This is a genomic window from Microbacterium sp. USHLN272, from assembly GCF_037149655.1.
Classification (GTDB): domain Bacteria; phylum Actinomycetota; class Actinomycetes; order Actinomycetales; family Microbacteriaceae; genus Microbacterium; species Microbacterium galbinum.
Genome location: NZ_JBBCRA010000002.1, coordinates 321,809 through 335,657 on the forward strand (window position 1 = coordinate 321,809; position 13,849 = coordinate 335,657).

General features: G+C 69.1%; 17 protein-coding genes and 1 tRNA gene. 6 read left to right on the top strand and 12 right to left on the bottom strand.

Going from position 1 to position 13,849, the window contains the following annotated elements:
• Position 1: 1 nt before the first annotated feature.
• From WFJ97_RS14925 to WFJ97_RS16460, 5 genes are all read right to left on the bottom strand, one after another.
• On the bottom strand, positions 2 to 289 hold the full coding sequence (locus WFJ97_RS14925) for a hypothetical protein (protein WP_336642084.1): 288 nt from the start codon (positions 287 to 289) through the stop codon (positions 2 to 4).
• A gap of 64 nt (positions 290 to 353) precedes the next feature.
• Entirely contained in the window at positions 354 to 1,142 is a 789-nt protein-coding gene (locus WFJ97_RS14930) for a phage antirepressor (protein ID WP_336642085.1), read from the bottom strand.
• Positions 1,139 to 1,492, bottom strand: a complete 354-nt coding sequence (locus WFJ97_RS14935) for a hypothetical protein (RefSeq protein WP_336642086.1) — start codon at positions 1,490 to 1,492, stop codon at positions 1,139 to 1,141. Before WFJ97_RS14935 ends, WFJ97_RS14930 begins: the two co-directional genes overlap by 4 nt.
• Complete coding sequence (locus WFJ97_RS14940; protein ID WP_336642087.1) at positions 1,489 to 1,728, bottom strand: helix-turn-helix domain-containing protein; 240 nt, start codon at positions 1,726 to 1,728, stop codon at positions 1,489 to 1,491. The genes WFJ97_RS14935 and WFJ97_RS14940 overlap by 4 nt, the downstream gene beginning before the upstream one ends.
• A complete protein-coding gene (locus WFJ97_RS16460; protein ID WP_442928443.1) occupies positions 1,725 to 1,952 on the bottom strand; it encodes a helix-turn-helix domain-containing protein in 228 nt (75 codons plus the stop codon). Before WFJ97_RS16460 ends, WFJ97_RS14940 begins: the two co-directional genes overlap by 4 nt.
• Positions 1,953 to 2,063: 111 nt before the next feature.
• On the opposite strand from WFJ97_RS16460, the gene WFJ97_RS14945 reads away from it, so the two are divergent.
• The 3 genes from WFJ97_RS14945 to WFJ97_RS14955 all read left to right on the top strand — a co-directional run bounded on the left by WFJ97_RS14945 (position 2,064) and on the right by WFJ97_RS14955 (position 4,277).
• Positions 2,064 to 2,609 (top strand): helix-turn-helix domain-containing protein, encoded by a 546-nt coding sequence (locus tag WFJ97_RS14945; RefSeq protein WP_336642088.1) that lies wholly within the window; start codon positions 2,064 to 2,066, stop codon positions 2,607 to 2,609.
• Positions 2,610 to 2,674: 65 nt separating this feature from the next.
• Positions 2,675 to 3,121: an ImmA/IrrE family metallo-endopeptidase gene (locus WFJ97_RS14950; RefSeq protein ID WP_336642089.1), complete on the top strand. Its 447-nt coding sequence runs from the start codon at positions 2,675 to 2,677 to the stop codon at positions 3,119 to 3,121.
• On the top strand, positions 3,114 to 4,277 hold the full coding sequence (locus WFJ97_RS14955) for a tyrosine-type recombinase/integrase (RefSeq protein ID WP_336642090.1): 1,164 nt from the start codon (positions 3,114 to 3,116) through the stop codon (positions 4,275 to 4,277). The genes WFJ97_RS14950 and WFJ97_RS14955 overlap by 8 nt, the downstream gene beginning before the upstream one ends.
• A gap of 81 nt (positions 4,278 to 4,358) precedes the next feature.
• Here WFJ97_RS14955 and WFJ97_RS14960 read toward each other — a convergent pair.
• Positions 4,359 to 4,431: transfer RNA gene (locus tag WFJ97_RS14960), tRNA-Thr, on the bottom strand.
• Positions 4,432 to 4,488: 57 nt separating this feature from the next.
• Complete coding sequence (locus WFJ97_RS14965) at positions 4,489 to 5,436, bottom strand: DsbA family protein (RefSeq protein WP_336642091.1); 948 nt, start codon at positions 5,434 to 5,436, stop codon at positions 4,489 to 4,491.
• Positions 5,437 to 5,673: 237 nt separating this feature from the next.
• Between WFJ97_RS14965 and WFJ97_RS14970 the strand changes: the two genes are divergently transcribed.
• Positions 5,674 to 6,777: an ABC transporter ATP-binding protein gene (locus WFJ97_RS14970; RefSeq protein ID WP_247625011.1), complete on the top strand. Its 1,104-nt coding sequence runs from the start codon at positions 5,674 to 5,676 to the stop codon at positions 6,775 to 6,777.
• Between the two features lie 80 nt (positions 6,778 to 6,857).
• Positions 6,858 to 8,168, top strand: coding sequence for a DUF4032 domain-containing protein (locus tag WFJ97_RS14975; RefSeq protein WP_336642092.1), 1,311 nt, complete (start codon positions 6,858 to 6,860; stop codon positions 8,166 to 8,168).
• Between the two features lie 27 nt (positions 8,169 to 8,195).
• Here the strand turns inward: WFJ97_RS14975 and WFJ97_RS14980 are convergent, their stop codons facing one another.
• From WFJ97_RS14980 to WFJ97_RS15000, 5 genes are all read right to left on the bottom strand, one after another.
• Positions 8,196 to 8,837: an NAD(P)-dependent oxidoreductase gene (locus WFJ97_RS14980; protein WP_247625013.1), complete on the bottom strand. Its 642-nt coding sequence runs from the start codon at positions 8,835 to 8,837 to the stop codon at positions 8,196 to 8,198.
• 30 nt (positions 8,838 to 8,867) lie between these two features.
• Positions 8,868 to 9,872: a 23S rRNA (guanosine(2251)-2'-O)-methyltransferase RlmB gene (rlmB, locus tag WFJ97_RS14985; RefSeq protein ID WP_247625014.1), complete on the bottom strand. Its 1,005-nt coding sequence runs from the start codon at positions 9,870 to 9,872 to the stop codon at positions 8,868 to 8,870.
• Positions 9,865 to 11,274 (bottom strand): cysteine--tRNA ligase, encoded by a 1,410-nt coding sequence (cysS, locus tag WFJ97_RS14990; RefSeq protein WP_336642093.1) that lies wholly within the window; start codon positions 11,272 to 11,274, stop codon positions 9,865 to 9,867. The genes rlmB and cysS overlap by 8 nt, the downstream gene beginning before the upstream one ends.
• Before the next feature lie 65 nt (positions 11,275 to 11,339).
• Positions 11,340 to 12,557, bottom strand: coding sequence for a 2-C-methyl-D-erythritol 4-phosphate cytidylyltransferase (ispD, locus tag WFJ97_RS14995; protein WP_336642094.1), 1,218 nt, complete (start codon positions 12,555 to 12,557; stop codon positions 11,340 to 11,342).
• Positions 12,558 to 12,633: 76 nt separating this feature from the next.
• Positions 12,634 to 13,116, bottom strand: coding sequence for a CarD family transcriptional regulator (locus WFJ97_RS15000; RefSeq protein WP_247625017.1), 483 nt, complete (start codon positions 13,114 to 13,116; stop codon positions 12,634 to 12,636).
• Between the two features lie 134 nt (positions 13,117 to 13,250).
• On the opposite strand from WFJ97_RS15000, the gene WFJ97_RS15005 reads away from it, so the two are divergent.
• Positions 13,251 to 13,724, top strand: coding sequence for a DNA modification methylase (locus WFJ97_RS15005; RefSeq protein WP_247634196.1), 474 nt, complete (start codon positions 13,251 to 13,253; stop codon positions 13,722 to 13,724).
• Positions 13,725 to 13,849: the final 125 nt, after the last annotated feature.

A 13,849-nucleotide genomic window follows, 5' to 3' on the forward strand; every position in this document is an offset into this window, starting at 1 on the left:
GTCAATCCCTCCCGGGGGTGAATGCGGCGACGAAGATCGCCAGGCTGATGAGGACGGCGAGATCCGCGCCGTTCCAGACGGGGTCGGCTGCGGGGATGCCGCAGGTGATGGCGAGGGCGAGGCCGGTGAGCAGCAGCACCCACCGCCACGGGGCGAGAGGCCAGATGCTCCGGCGCTCGGGGACGACGCGCGTGGAGTCGGTGACGACGCTGATGTGTGCGGTCGCGGGACGGGGCTCGGGAATCTCCACCGCCTCGGGGGCGTCGTGGGTATCCTGTGTCTGAGGCATGTGCTTGCCTTTCGTTTTCGGTGGGGCGTCCGGTGCAACGGGCGCCCCGCTTTCGTGTCTGGGGTCAGTTGGGGATGGCGAGGGTGCCGTGCGCGCCGAGCCAGGCGGCGAGGCCATCCCAGAGGCGGGCTTCTCCGCGCGGGGTGAGGCGGGTCGAGACGGCGGTCTGCTGGCCTCGGGTGTTCGTGCCGTAGGTCGTGCGGTGCCCGCGCGCCCATCCGGCCTCGATCGCCTGCGCGGTCGGCTGGTTGTGGCGGACGGATGCGGTGCGGATGATGATGCCGAGGCGGCCCGCGTGGTCGAAGACGTCCTGGTGGCGGACCTTCACGCCGGGGAAGCGCTCGGCGCAGTGCGCCTTGAAGTCGTTCGCGAGGTCGCCGATCGTGCGGAGGCCGTCGGCCTGACGGAAGGTCTCGGCGTGTGCGGCGACGGGCTCGAGCTCGGCGACGCGGGTCTCGAGGACCTCCACGCGGCGCGCGGTGATCGCGAGCGCACGATGCACGATCTCGTCTTCGCTGAGTGCGGGAGCGGGCGCGTACGTGCCGGTGCGGCGGATCGCGGGGATCACGTCACGCGTGACCCAGCGCTTGAAGTCGCGGGCGCTGTCGAGCTGGCTGCCGATCACGGCGACGTAGAGACCGGACTCGCTCACGATGGTGACATTCTGTGCACCGCCGGGGGTACTCACCAGATGAGTACCCTTCTCGTCGTCCTCGAGGCGGCGGGTGAAGTTGGCGGCGTCTCGGTAGCCGAGGATGCGGGCGACGTCCGCCGCCACGAACCACGGGTCGCCGTTGATGACGATCGTGCGCACGTCCGCGCCGTCGAAGTTGAAGACCTCGAGCGCGCTCATGCTGCCGCTCCCGTCAGGGTGGCGAGCTCGGCCATCGCGTCCGCGCGATTCTCGTGGCGTTCTCCGTACCACTCGACCCAGCCGCCCTCGCCGAGAGCATTGACGCCGCCGCCGAGGATGCGCACCTTCCATGCCGTCACCGGCGCGTTCGGAAGGTCGAAGCGGTGGAGCGGCACGATGTCCGCGTGATACTCGACTGCGCACGAGCGACCGTCGCGCGAACCGTCGAACGAACTCACATCGAAACCGAGCATCTTCGGCGCGGCCGGGGCGTCCGTCCCCACGGTGCCCCGACCCGCCTGGTCCGACTCCCCAGCGGACCGACCGAGTTCCCACGTCTCGGAGTTCATGATGCGGCCGCCTCGGGATCGGTGATGCGCGTCGCGAGCCACGCGTCGAGGTCGACCGGATAGAAGACGTTGAGTGCGCCCTGCTTGAACCTCTTGGGGCCCTCATTGGCCGCGAGCAGGTTGCGGAAGGTCTGGTAGGCGAGTCCGCTGTACTTCGCCGCATCGCGCGTGGTGAGGACGGGTCCGCGGCGGTCCCCCGTGTGGACGATCGCCGGTGCGAGGTCACAAGTGCTCATGAGGCCACCGCCACGCGCTGCGGCGCCGCAGCTGCCTCGAGGATTGCGGCGGCGATTGCGGCGGCAACATTGCCGATCCAGGCGGCTTCCGCGATGACGCGACCATTCTCGACGCGCGAAAGGTAGGACTCGGAGACCCCGGCTCGGGCCGCCACCTGGCGAGCAGTGAGGCCGGACTGCTCACGAAGTGCCCGGAGTGCTGGGCCTGTTGTTGATCCGCTCATGGGAAAGACCTTACGAACTCTTTCCCATCAACGCAAGCTCAAATCGGAATGAGTTAAGAAGAAACTTCCGAATACTCGACATGAATAGGAAACTTCACTAGCATCATGCCTATGGGTACGGACATCAACCGGAAAGACCTTCCGCTCAATCGAGTTTCGATCGAACGAGCCACGCAGCAAGAACGCTTGTCCTACGGGGGCATGGTCGCGAAACTGCGCGCCGAGAAGGGCCTCACTCAGGGCGAGCTCGAAGATCGCTCCGGGGTCACTTCGCGCACGATTCGGAACATCGAGACGGGCGCAGTCGCTGGCCAGGCCGACAAGCTGATCAGCCTGTTCGTCGCGCTCGGGATCGACCTCGACGGAGATGCGCGCGCCGAGGTCGATTCTTACGTCGCGATGATCGCTCCACTTCTGCAGGCGATCCATCCCGACCACCGACTCTCCGCCGTCGGGCAGGTGATCCCGGTCCTGTCGGACGCTGTGCGCGCGCACCCCAACCTCGACGCAGTGAGCACGCCCGTCCCGATTGGCAGCGGTCGTCGCGCCCGTGTCGGTGGCCGACGCCATGATCTAGAGAAAGCCGATCTCGATAGCACGAAGATCGCCGCAACAAAGGACAACACGCCGATCGACCCGGACCGGGGCGAGGCGTAAGAGGGGGATGACACGTGAGTAGTGCACTGGACGCGATCGAGTACGACGACTTCATCGCCGAGCCGATGAGCAGCACCGCGTTCATGTTCGGCATCAATGGCTGGGGCGACGGGCCCTGCGCATACGACTACGACCCCTGGGTGCACGCGGAGATCCTCGACCTACCCATCGTTTTCCGCGACGATCTGCCCGACCCTGAGATGGTCGCCTGCTACTCCCCCGAGCACGAAGCCGTCTTCGTGCGGACGAACCTGCACGCCGCGACGGAGCGCTGCGCCATTGCTCACGAGATCGTGCACTTTGAGCATCACGATGTCGGCACGGACGACCTGCAGGAGGAGCGCGCGGACCGGATTGCGGCACGCCGCCTTATCCGCCCCCGGCGCATCGAAGAGCTGTCGGGCATCACCGATGACCCAGCCGTCGTCGCGCTCGAACTCAACGTCACCGAGAAGATCATGCGCGTCTACATGCGGCTGATCCGGCAGGGACGGATCAGCCGCTATGCCTAGGCCGCCCCTCGAACTCGAGACGTGGGGTCGCATCCGCCGAACCACAGTGAAGGGGAAGCCGACTGCGGTCGCCTACTACCGTGACTCCGACGGCGTGACGCGGCTGATGCAGCGCAACGGCCGCACCGGCGCGGACGCCGAGCGCAACCTTGTGAAAGCGCTGAAGAAGCGCCTCGCTCCGGCCAGCGAACTGCTCACTCCGGACTCTCTCGTCAGCGACCTGGCGACGGCTTGGCTGGACACGAAGACTCGCCTCGCCGAGGGGTCGATCCGGATCTACATGAACGCGATCGAGAAGCACATCGCGCCGGGGCTTGGCTCGGTCCGGCTTGCGGAGGTGAGCGTGCCGCGCCTCGATCGGTTCGTCACGTCACTCACCCGCTCGTCGGGCGCGGGCACTGCGACGACCGCGCACGTCGTGCTGCGCGGCATGTTCACGCTCGCCGCCCGGCACGGTGCGGTGCGCCCGAACCCGATGACCGATGTCCCGGCGCCCGAGAAGGCGAAGCGGACAGTGAAGCGGGCCGCCCCGAACGTCGAGGTCGTGCGCGCGATGCGTTCGCGGTTCGAGGAGTGGGACGCGGGCACGGAGCCGCGGCCGGCGGATGACCGGCGTCGGCGTCGTCCGCGCGCGAGCGAGCTGCTCGACACGACCGACATGATCATCGGTACCGGCATGCGCACCGGCGAGCTGCTCGCCCTGCAGTGGGATCAGCTCGACCTCGACGCGAAGCTCGCCACGATCCGCCGGACGATCGCGCAGGACCGCGACGGGAAGTTCTTCGTGCAGGAGTTCACGAAGTCGGATGCCGGGTATCGCGAGCTCGAGCTGCCCGACCATGTCGTCGACATGCTGCTCCGTCGCCGCGTGGCGTCTTACTCCGCGTTCGTCTTCGCCTCGAGCGTCGGCACGTTCCGGCATCCGAACAACTATCGGACGACCTGGCGCGACGCCCTGCGGGAGACGCCGTGGAAGGGCACCACGCCGAAGAGCTTCCGGAAGACGGTCGCGACGGTGGTCCGCGACGAGCTCGGCATCGAGGCGGCGAAGGAGCAGCTCGGCCACGAGGACGAGCGCACGACGCGGATGCACTACGCCGACGAGGTGCACCGCGGCCCCGCGGCCGGACTTGTTCTGGCGAAGCTGTTCACCTGAAAACCACGACTAAACAACGAATCGCCCCGAATCCGTGATGGATTCGGGGCGATTTTATTAGGCCTGACCTGGCCTTTTCGGAGCCGACTACGGGACTCGAACCCGTAACCCCCGTATTACAAGTACGGTGCGCTACCAATTGCGCCAAGTCGGCGGGTGCCACCAGCTTAGCGATGGTGGCGGAGGTCTCCCGACCTCTCGGGCTTCCGGCTTACTCGCCCGGAGTCTCGGTCGGTGTCGGCGTGGGCGTCGCGGTGGCCTGGTAGTACGCGTCGCTGGCGACCGTGAGCACGAACTGCGAGAACTCGGCCGGGTCGTCGAGCGCGCCGACGTATGCCTCGCCGTTGGCGACGATCATCGGGGTCGACGCGAGCACGAGGTCGTCGGAACCGGGCAGCGGACCCTCGAGTGCACGGGTCGTCGCCTCCTTGGCCCAGGTCAGGTAGTCGCCGTCCTGGATGCAGCTGCGCACCGTCTTGGTGTTGTCGACGCCGACGGCCCCCGCGAGATCCGCGAGTTCGCTGTCGGACAGCCCGTCGGTGTTCACCTCGGGCTGGTCGTCGAGCAGATCGTGGTTGAAGGCGTAGAACTGGTCGGGCGAGTGCGTCGCGACGCAGGCGGCCGCAGCGGCGGCGCGCAGCGAGTACTTGGTGCCGTTGGAGCTCGCGGTGAGCAGGGCGACCGGGTGGTAGGTCACGGTGACCGCACCCTCGCTGATCCAGTTGGTGAGCTGGCGGGCGTTGGCGCGCTCGAACTCGCCGGCGTCATCCGACAGGTAGTCCACGTAGATGTGGATGTCGACCTTCTGGGCCGTCGTGGGCTCGGCCGTCGGCTCGGCGGGGGCCTCGGCCTCGGAGGAGTCGGGGGTGGGCGTAGCCGTACCGGCATCGGATGCCGCAGATGCGGAGAGCTCGGAGACGACGACGCCGTCACCGTGCATGCCGGTCGGCGAGAGCTGGGGCTTCGAGACCTGAGCCGACACCGCGAGAGTCACGGCGGTACCGATCGCGCCGACGGCGACCACCGCGAGCGTCCCGATGATGATCCGTCGCATGATGCGCGCACGGGACTGCGCTGCATGCACTCGCTGTGCCTTCTCCCGCACAGCCTCGCGGGAGTTGCGAGGGGTGGGGACGTTCGGCGTTTCGTCGCTCGACATCGTTCCTCTTGAAAGTCTCACGGGGGCAGGGTGGCCCCGATCATCGGATATCGGATAGGCGACGATCGCCGCGTTGCACGGCCGGATTCGATGTTAACCATCGCACCTGAGAAATACCCAGATGCCGCGGTCCATGTCATACTGAGGGCGACCCAATGAGGGGTCACGGCGGGTCGAACCGCCGCATCCATCACTACGGATCGTCCGGCACGTACCTGCCGGTGAAGGAGAAACACAATGGCATCTGTGACTTTCGACGAGGCCACCCGCCTCTACCCGGGCGGCACCCGTCCGGCCGTCGACAAGCTCGACCTCCAGGTCGCCGACGGCGAGTTCCTCGTCCTCGTCGGACCCTCGGGTTGCGGTAAGTCCACGTCGCTCCGCATGCTCGCCGGCCTCGAAGAGGTCAACGCGGGCCGCATCCTCATCGGCGACCGCGACGTCACCGACGTCCCGCCGAAGGACCGCGACATCGCGATGGTCTTCCAGAACTACGCGCTGTACCCGCACATGACGGTCGCCGAGAACATGGGCTTCGCGCTCAAGATCGCCGGCGTCGGCAAGGAAGAGCGCGCCACCCGCGTGCTCGAGGCCGCCAAGCTGCTCGACCTCGAGGAGTACCTGACCCGCAAGCCGAAGGCCCTCTCGGGTGGTCAGCGTCAGCGTGTCGCCATGGGTCGCGCGATCGTGCGTCAGCCCCAGGTCTTCCTCATGGACGAGCCGCTGTCGAACCTCGACGCCAAGCTGCGCGTCCAGACGCGTACGCAGATCGCGTCGCTGCAGCGCCGCCTCGGCGTCACCACGGTCTACGTCACCCACGACCAGACCGAGGCCCTCACCATGGGTGACCGCATCGCGGTGCTCAAGGACGGCCTCCTGCAGCAGGTCGGCACGCCGCGCGACCTGTACGAGAAGCCGAACAACGTGTTCGTCGCCGGCTTCATCGGCTCCCCCGCCATGAACCTGTTCACGGCGGACCTCGCCGAGGGCGGCGTGCGCTTCGGCACCGAGGTCGTCCCGCTCGAGCGTGACGCGGTCGCCGGCGCGAACGGCACGCAGGTCACGGTCGGCGTGCGTCCCGAGGACATCACGGTCGGACCGGCCGACGGCAAGGGCCTCTCGGTCGTCGTCGACCTCGTCGAGGAGCTCGGCGCCGACGGTTACCTCTACGGCCACACCGACATCAACGGCAAGCGCACCGACCTCGTCGCGCGCGTCGACGGTCGCAGCCACCCGAACGCCGGCGAGACGGTCACCCTGGCCGCCAACCCGGGTCACGTCCACGCGTTCGACCTCGAGTCGGGAAGCCGCCTGAACACGGCTCCGGTCGTCTCGGCCTGATCGCACACACCACTCGCGGCGCGGGTCGACTTCGGTCGCCCGCGCCGCGTCTGCGTCCACCCCGACTTCCCAGGAGCGCCATGCAGGATTCGCTGCGCATCACCGCCAGCACCGTCGACCCCGGCCTCCTCGGCCTCCCCTGGTCGACGACGCTCGCCCGCTGGCCCTCCGAGCACATCGTCTCGCTCCCGAAGGGTCTGTCGCGGCACCTCGTGCGCTTCGCCGATCTGTCGGGACGGGTCGTCGCGGTGAAGGAGACCACCGAGGAGATGGCGCGCCGCGAGTACGAGATGCTCGGCAACCTCGCCCGCCTCGACGTACCCTGCGTCGACCGGGTCGCCGTCATCGCCGGGCGAACGGATGCCGACGGCGAAGCGCTCCCGGCCGCCCTGGTGACCTCGCACCTGCGCTTCTCGATGCCGTACCGTGCGCTGTTCACCCGCGTGCTGCGCCCCGACACCGCCACTCGACTCGTCGACGCCCTCGCCCTCCTGCTGGTGCGCCTGCACAACGTCGGCTTCTACTGGGGCGACGTTTCGCTGTCGAACACGCTGTTCCGCCGCGATGCGGGCGCGTTCGCGGCGTACCTCGTCGACGCCGAGACCGGCGAACTGCACGAGGAGGGGCTGACCGACGGGCAGCGCGCCTACGATCTCGATCTCGCCCGCACGAACATCGCCGGCGAGATCATGGACCTGGCCGCCGGCGGGCGCCTCGAGAACGGTGTGGACGCGGTCGCGATCGCCGACGGCATCGTCTCGTCGTACCGGTCGCTCTGGGCCGAGCTGACCGCACAGGACTCCTTCTCGGCATCCGAGACCTGGCGCATCACCGAGCGCGTCGAGCGGCTGAACGCCCTCGGTTTCGACATCGACGAGATGTCGATGACGACCACGGCCGACGGCGCGGTCGTCGAGATCCAGCCGAAGGTCGTCGATGCCGGCCACCATCAGCGGCGACTCATCCGCCTCACCGGCCTCGACGTCGAGGAGAATCAGGCACGTCGCCTGCTCAACGACCTCGACGAGTTCCGCGCGCGTTCCACCAAGCAGTGGTCCGATGAGGAGATGTACGCGCACGAGTGGCTGACGCGCGTCTTCGAGCCCGTCGTGCGCGCGATCCCCTACGACCTGCGCGCCAAGCTCGAGCCCGCGGAGGTGTTCCACCAGGTGCTCGAGCACCGGTGGTACCTGTCGCAAGCGCAGGGACGCCCGGTACCGCTCGCCGAGGTGCTGACGAGTTACATCAACGAGGTGCTCCGCCACCGTCGCGACGAGGCCACCATCATGGGGCCTCCCACCGAGACGACGAGCCTTCCCGTCATCACCGGCGCCACGCGCACCACCGACGAAGACGAGGACGGCGACATCGACTGGCGCGATCTCGTCTGATCCGCGGGGCGCGATGCCCGTTCGCGGTCAGTAGCCGACGGTGAACCGCTCGCGGTGGTGGTTGCCCTGCTCGATCTCGTCGACGACCGCGACGGCGAAATCCGCGCCCGAGATGTAGGACTTGCCGTCGGCGTCGCGCACGAGCACGTCCCCGCCGTCACGGTAATGGCCGGTGCGCTCGCCCTCGGCCCAGGGCCCGAAGACCTCCGCGGGGTGCACGAAGAACCAGTCGAGCGAGGCATCCGTGCTCTCGAGGAACGCGAGCGAGTCGATTCCCACCTGCGCCTCGTGCTTGTACTCCTCGGGGAAGTCCTGGTCGAACAGTCGCGGGCCGCCCGGGGCGACCAGGCTGCCGCCCGCTCCTCCGACCACGCCCAGGCGCGTGCCGGTGCCGCTGAGCTGTCGGGCCACGCCCTCGAGCGCGTCGAGCACGCGGTCCTCCATGTCGCCGCGCGGGGAGAGCGCGGAGACCACCGCATCCGCCCCCGCGAAGGCGCCGGCGAGAGGGGCGAGGTCCAGCACGGAGCCCTGGATGTACGCGACGCCCTCCACGGCATCCGTCGGCACCGAGCGCGACACCGCGACGACCTCGTGACCGCGGCTCACCGCCTCTGCGGCGATGTGACGACCGGCGTAGCCGGTCCCTCCGAGGACGACGATGCGACTCATGCGGGCTCTTCCCTTCGGATGCTGCGGCGACTACTTCGTGGAGCGGATCGTCGCGACCTGGTACAGGGCGACGGAGGTGGCGATGCCGACGTTCAGCGACTCGGTGGCCGTGGAGATCGGGATCGAGACGATCTGATCGCAGGTCTCGCGGACGAGGCGCGAGAGGCCCTTGCCCTCGGCGCCGGCGACGATGACGACCGCGCGATCGGCGAGCTGGAGTGCGGGCAGATCGACGTCGCCGTCACCGGCGAGGCCGAGGATGAACACACCCTGCTTCTTGAACTCCTTGAGCTGGGTGGTCAGGTTCGTCGCGAGCGCGACGGGCAGACGCGCGGCGGCCCCGGCGCTCGTCTTCCAGGCGGCGGAGTTCACCCCGGCCGAACGGCGCTGCGGCAGGATCACGCCGTGGCTGCCGAACGCGGCCGCCGAGCGGATGATCGCGCCGAGGTTGCGGGAGTCGGTGATGCCGTCGAGAGCGACGAACAGCGGGACCTGGCCCTTGTCGATCGCCTTCTCGAGCAGATCCTGCGGGTGCGCGTACTCGTAGGGCGGCACCTTGATGGCGACGCCCTGATGCACGCCGTCGAATCCGGCCATGCGGTCGAGCTCCTGGCGCGTGACCTCGAGCACCGGGATGCCGCGGTGCGTCGCGATCGAGAGCATCTCCTTCACGCGGTCGTCCATCTCGACCCGCTGCGCGATGTAGAACGCCGTCGCCGGGATCTTCGCGCGCAGCGCCTCGAGCACCGAGTTGCGGCCGGTGACGACCTCGGTCTCCGTCGTGTTGTCCTTGGAGCGCGCCGAACGGTTCGGGTTGCCGCCGGCGGTCTGGCGCTGGCCCGGCTTGCCCTTGCCGCCGGACGCGGCGTAGCGCTCGGCCGCGGCCTTGCGCTTGCCGGCGGGGTGCCAGGCGCGGTCCTCGGCCTTCGGCGTGGGTCCGCGTCCTTCGAGCGCCTTGCGCCCGAGACCGCCGGTGCCCTTGGTGGGGCCCTTCTTGTTGCCCTTGTTCGCGCCGGGGCGCTGTGGCTTAGCCATCGATACTCCAATGAGTTCCGGCCGGAGTATCCTCCAGCGTGATTCCTGCGGCTGCGATCGCGTCACGGATGCGATCGGCTGCCGCCCAGTCCTTGTCGGCACGCGCCTGTGCGCGCTGGGTGATCATCGTCTGGACGAGTGCGTCCAGTGCGGCGGCCTCGGCTCCCCCGCCGGTGCCGTTCCACTGCGAAGAGTGCGGATTGATCCCCAGGACGAGCGTCATCTGAATGACGTCCATCACGTCCTGCCTCGCCTCATCGTACTTGCCCGCGTCGAGGAGCGCATTTCCGGAGCGGATGCTCGTATGGATCGCGGCGAGCGCCCGGGGTACCGAGAGGTCGTCGTCCATGGCCTCGACGAACTCCTGCGGGAGTCCCTCCTTCGCCTGGCCCCAGCCCGGCTTCGCGAGCCGCTCGCCTCGTTCGAGGAAGGCGCGGATGCGTCCGAGCGCGGCCTCGGCCTCCGTCCACGACGACTCCGACAGGTCGAGGCTGGAGCGGTAGTGCGCCGCCGCGAGCGCGTAGCGCACGACGAGCGGATCGCGGGCGGCGAGCACATCGGCGGCCAGCGTGAAGTTTCCGAGCGACTTCGACATCTTCTGCCCGTTCACGGTGACCAGGCCGTTGTGCACCCAGTACCGCGCGAACGCATCGCCCGCGGCCGTCGACTGCGCCAACTCGTTCTCGTGGTGCGGGAAGCGGAGGTCGAGACCCCCGCCGTGGATGTCGAACTCCGGTCCGAGATAGCGCTTCGCCATCGCGGAGCATTCGATGTGCCAGCCGGGCCGGCCTTCACCCCACGGGGACACCCACCGGGCATCCGCGGGCTCATCGCTCTTCGAGCCCTTCCAGAGGGCGAAGTCCTGGGGATTGCGCTTTCCGCGGGGGTCGGCGTCCTCCGCCGCCTCCATCGCGTCGATCGACTGGTGCGTCAGCGCACCGTACTCGGCCCACGAGCGCACGTCGAAGTACACGTCGCCCGAGCCGTCGGCGGCGGGGTACGCGTGGCCGCGATCGATGAGCAGCGCGATGAGCTCCTGCATCTGCGGGACGGATGCCGTCGCGCGCGGTTCGTACGTCGGGGGCAGGATGCCGATGCCGGCGTAGGCTGCGGCGAACTCCTGCTCGATCCGATACGCGAGGGCCCACCAGGGCTCCGCGTCGGTGGCGTTCGCGAGCACCTTGTCGTCGATGTCGGTCACGTTGCGCACGAAGGTGACGCGTCCGTGCCGCTTCTCGAGCCACCGGCGCAGCAGATCGAAGCTGAGGGCCGCGCGGACGTGCCCGATGTGCGGACCGGACTGCACGGTCGGACCGCACACGTACATCGTGACGTTTCCGGGGTCGAGCGGCACGAAGTCGCGCAGGTCCTGCGCACGGGTGTCGTAGAGGCGGAGAGTCACCGCTCAAGCCTACTCGGCCCGCCCCCGCGCGCCCCGAGAGTGACGCGCAGGCCGCGGTCGGTGCTTCAGTGCGCCGAGGCCGGGAAGACCAGCGCGACCGCGGTCACGGCGATGCCCTCCCCGCGCCCCGGGAAGCCGAGCGCATCGGTGGTCGTCGCGGTCACCGAGACGGGGGCACCGCCGAGAGCATCCGAGAGCGCCCGCTCGGCCTCGGCACGGCGCGCGCTGAACCGCGGACGGTTGCCCTGGAACTGCGCCGAGACGTTGCCGATCACGAACCCCGCCTCGCCGAGCAGTTCGCGGGTGCGCGCCAGGAAGACCGCGGCGTGCGCGCCCGCGTACTCGGGATGCGCGGTGCCGAAGTGCTCACCGATGTCACCCAGGCCGGCAGCACCGAGCAGGGCGTCGACGATGGCGTGCGCGACCGCGTCGCCGTCGGAGTGCCCCGAGAGCGCCGGCTCGCCGGGCCACCGCAGTCCGGCCAACCACAGGTCGCCCTCTCCGCCGAAGGCGTGGACGTCGGTGCCGAGGCCGACGCGCGGCAGGTTCGGAGCGGATGCCGGCACGTGCAGGGGCAGCGCGGGCGCCTCGGCGAGCAGCCGGCGCGCTCGGTCGAGGTCGTCCGGCGTCGTGATCTTGAAGGCGCGGGCATCGCCGGGGATGTGTCGGACGGTGTATCCGGCGGCGGCGAACAGCGCGGCGTCGTCGGTGTACTCGATCCCCGCAGCGGCGGCGGCGTCGTACGCCGCCTCGAGCGCGGCGCGCGGGAAGCCCTGGGGGGTCTGCGCCGCGGCGAGCTCGGAACGATCGACCGGGGCGACGATGCTGTCGCCGTCGACCCGCTTGAGCGTATCGATCACCGGGAGCGCGGGGATGATGCCGGTGCCCTCGGCGACAGCGGCGGCGACGGCGTCGATCTGTGCGGGCGGGGTCAGCGCACGGGCGGCGTCGTGCACCAGCACGGTGCGCACATCGCCCCAGAGCGCCGCGAGCCCCGCCGCGACGGACTCCTGGCGCGTGTCCCCTCCCACGACGACCCGTGCGAGGTCGACGCGATCCCCGGCGGCCTCGCGCACCTCGGTCTCGGCGTCGCCTTCGAAGCCCGCGGGCGCGACGACGATCACCTGCGCGGGGGCGGCGGCGAACACGCCGTCGAGGGCGTGGCGCAGGATCGAACGTCCGTCGATGCCGACGAGGGCTTTCGGCGCGCCCGCCGCCAGGCGGGTACCGGATCCGGCGGCGACGACGATGACCGCGACGTGCGGCACGGGAAGCAGAGTCACGTCTTCACGCTACCGCCTGCCGGGAACGACGAAGGGGGCGGATGCCGAAGCATCCGCCCCCTTCGGGAAACTCGGGTCAGGACGCGAGGACCTCGTCGAGCATCGCGCCCGCCTTGTCCTCGTCGGTCTTCTCCGCGAGCGCCAGCTCGGAGATGAGGATCTGGCGAGCCTTCGCCAGCATCCGCTTCTCTCCGGCGGACAGACCGCGGTCCTGGTCACGGCGCCACAGGTCGCGCACGACCTCGCTCACCTTGATCACATCGCCGGAGGCGAGCTTCTCGAGGTTCGCCTTGTAGCGGCGCGACCAGTTGGTGGGCTCCTCGGTGAACGGAGCACGCAGAACCTCGAACACGTGGTCGAGGCCCTCCTTGCCGATCACGTCGCGGACACCGACCAGGTCGACGTTCTCGGCAGGAACCTCGATGATCAGGTCGCCCTGCGTCACATTGAGCTTCAGGTACTTCTTCGCCTCACCCTTGATGATGCGCTCCTTGACCTCGATGATGGTCGCAGCGCCATGGTGCGGATAGACGACGGTCTCGCCAACCTCAAAAAGCATAAAAACGTATCCTTTCGGCAACCTCAAGGATACCACAGGGGTTATGCGCTAAGGTTTGCGCCCCCTCGTCCCGAGGCGCGGTCCGCGTACCCGTAGAATGGTTGCGGATATCCCGTCGTACCCCAGGAGGACCCGTGAAATCGCGCCTTGTTGCGTCTGCTGCCCTCAGCGCCGTCGTTCTTCTCGGCGCGACCGGATGCACGTTCATCTCGCCGCAGGCGACGAAGATCGAGTACTCCGCCTCGGACGGCGTGAACGTCTCCGACGCCGAGGGCCCGATCGACGCGCGCAACGTGTTCATCGTCGCGAACGAGGACGGCACGGTGGGCAACCTCATCGGCGCCTTCGTGAACCCGACCGACGACCGCGCGACCATCACCATCGCCTTCGCCGACAACGACGCGTTCACCATCACGGTTCCCGCGGGCGACAGCATCAGCCTGGGCGCCGACGCCGAGCCGTTGCGCATCGTCGGCCTCGACTCGAAGCCGGGCTCCACGGTCGAGATCCACTTCCAGTCCGGTGACTCCACCGGCGTGAAGACGGCCATTCCGGTGCTCGACGGCGGCCTCCCCTACTACGCGGATCTTGTTCCCGAAGAGAACTGATCCAGACGCACGCAGAGAAGGGGGGGGGGCCCGGGGGCCCGGCCGCGCGCCGGGCGGCCGGCCGGCCGGGGGGCGGGGGGGGGCGGGGGGGGGCGCGGGGCCGGGGGGCGGGGCCCCCCCCCCCG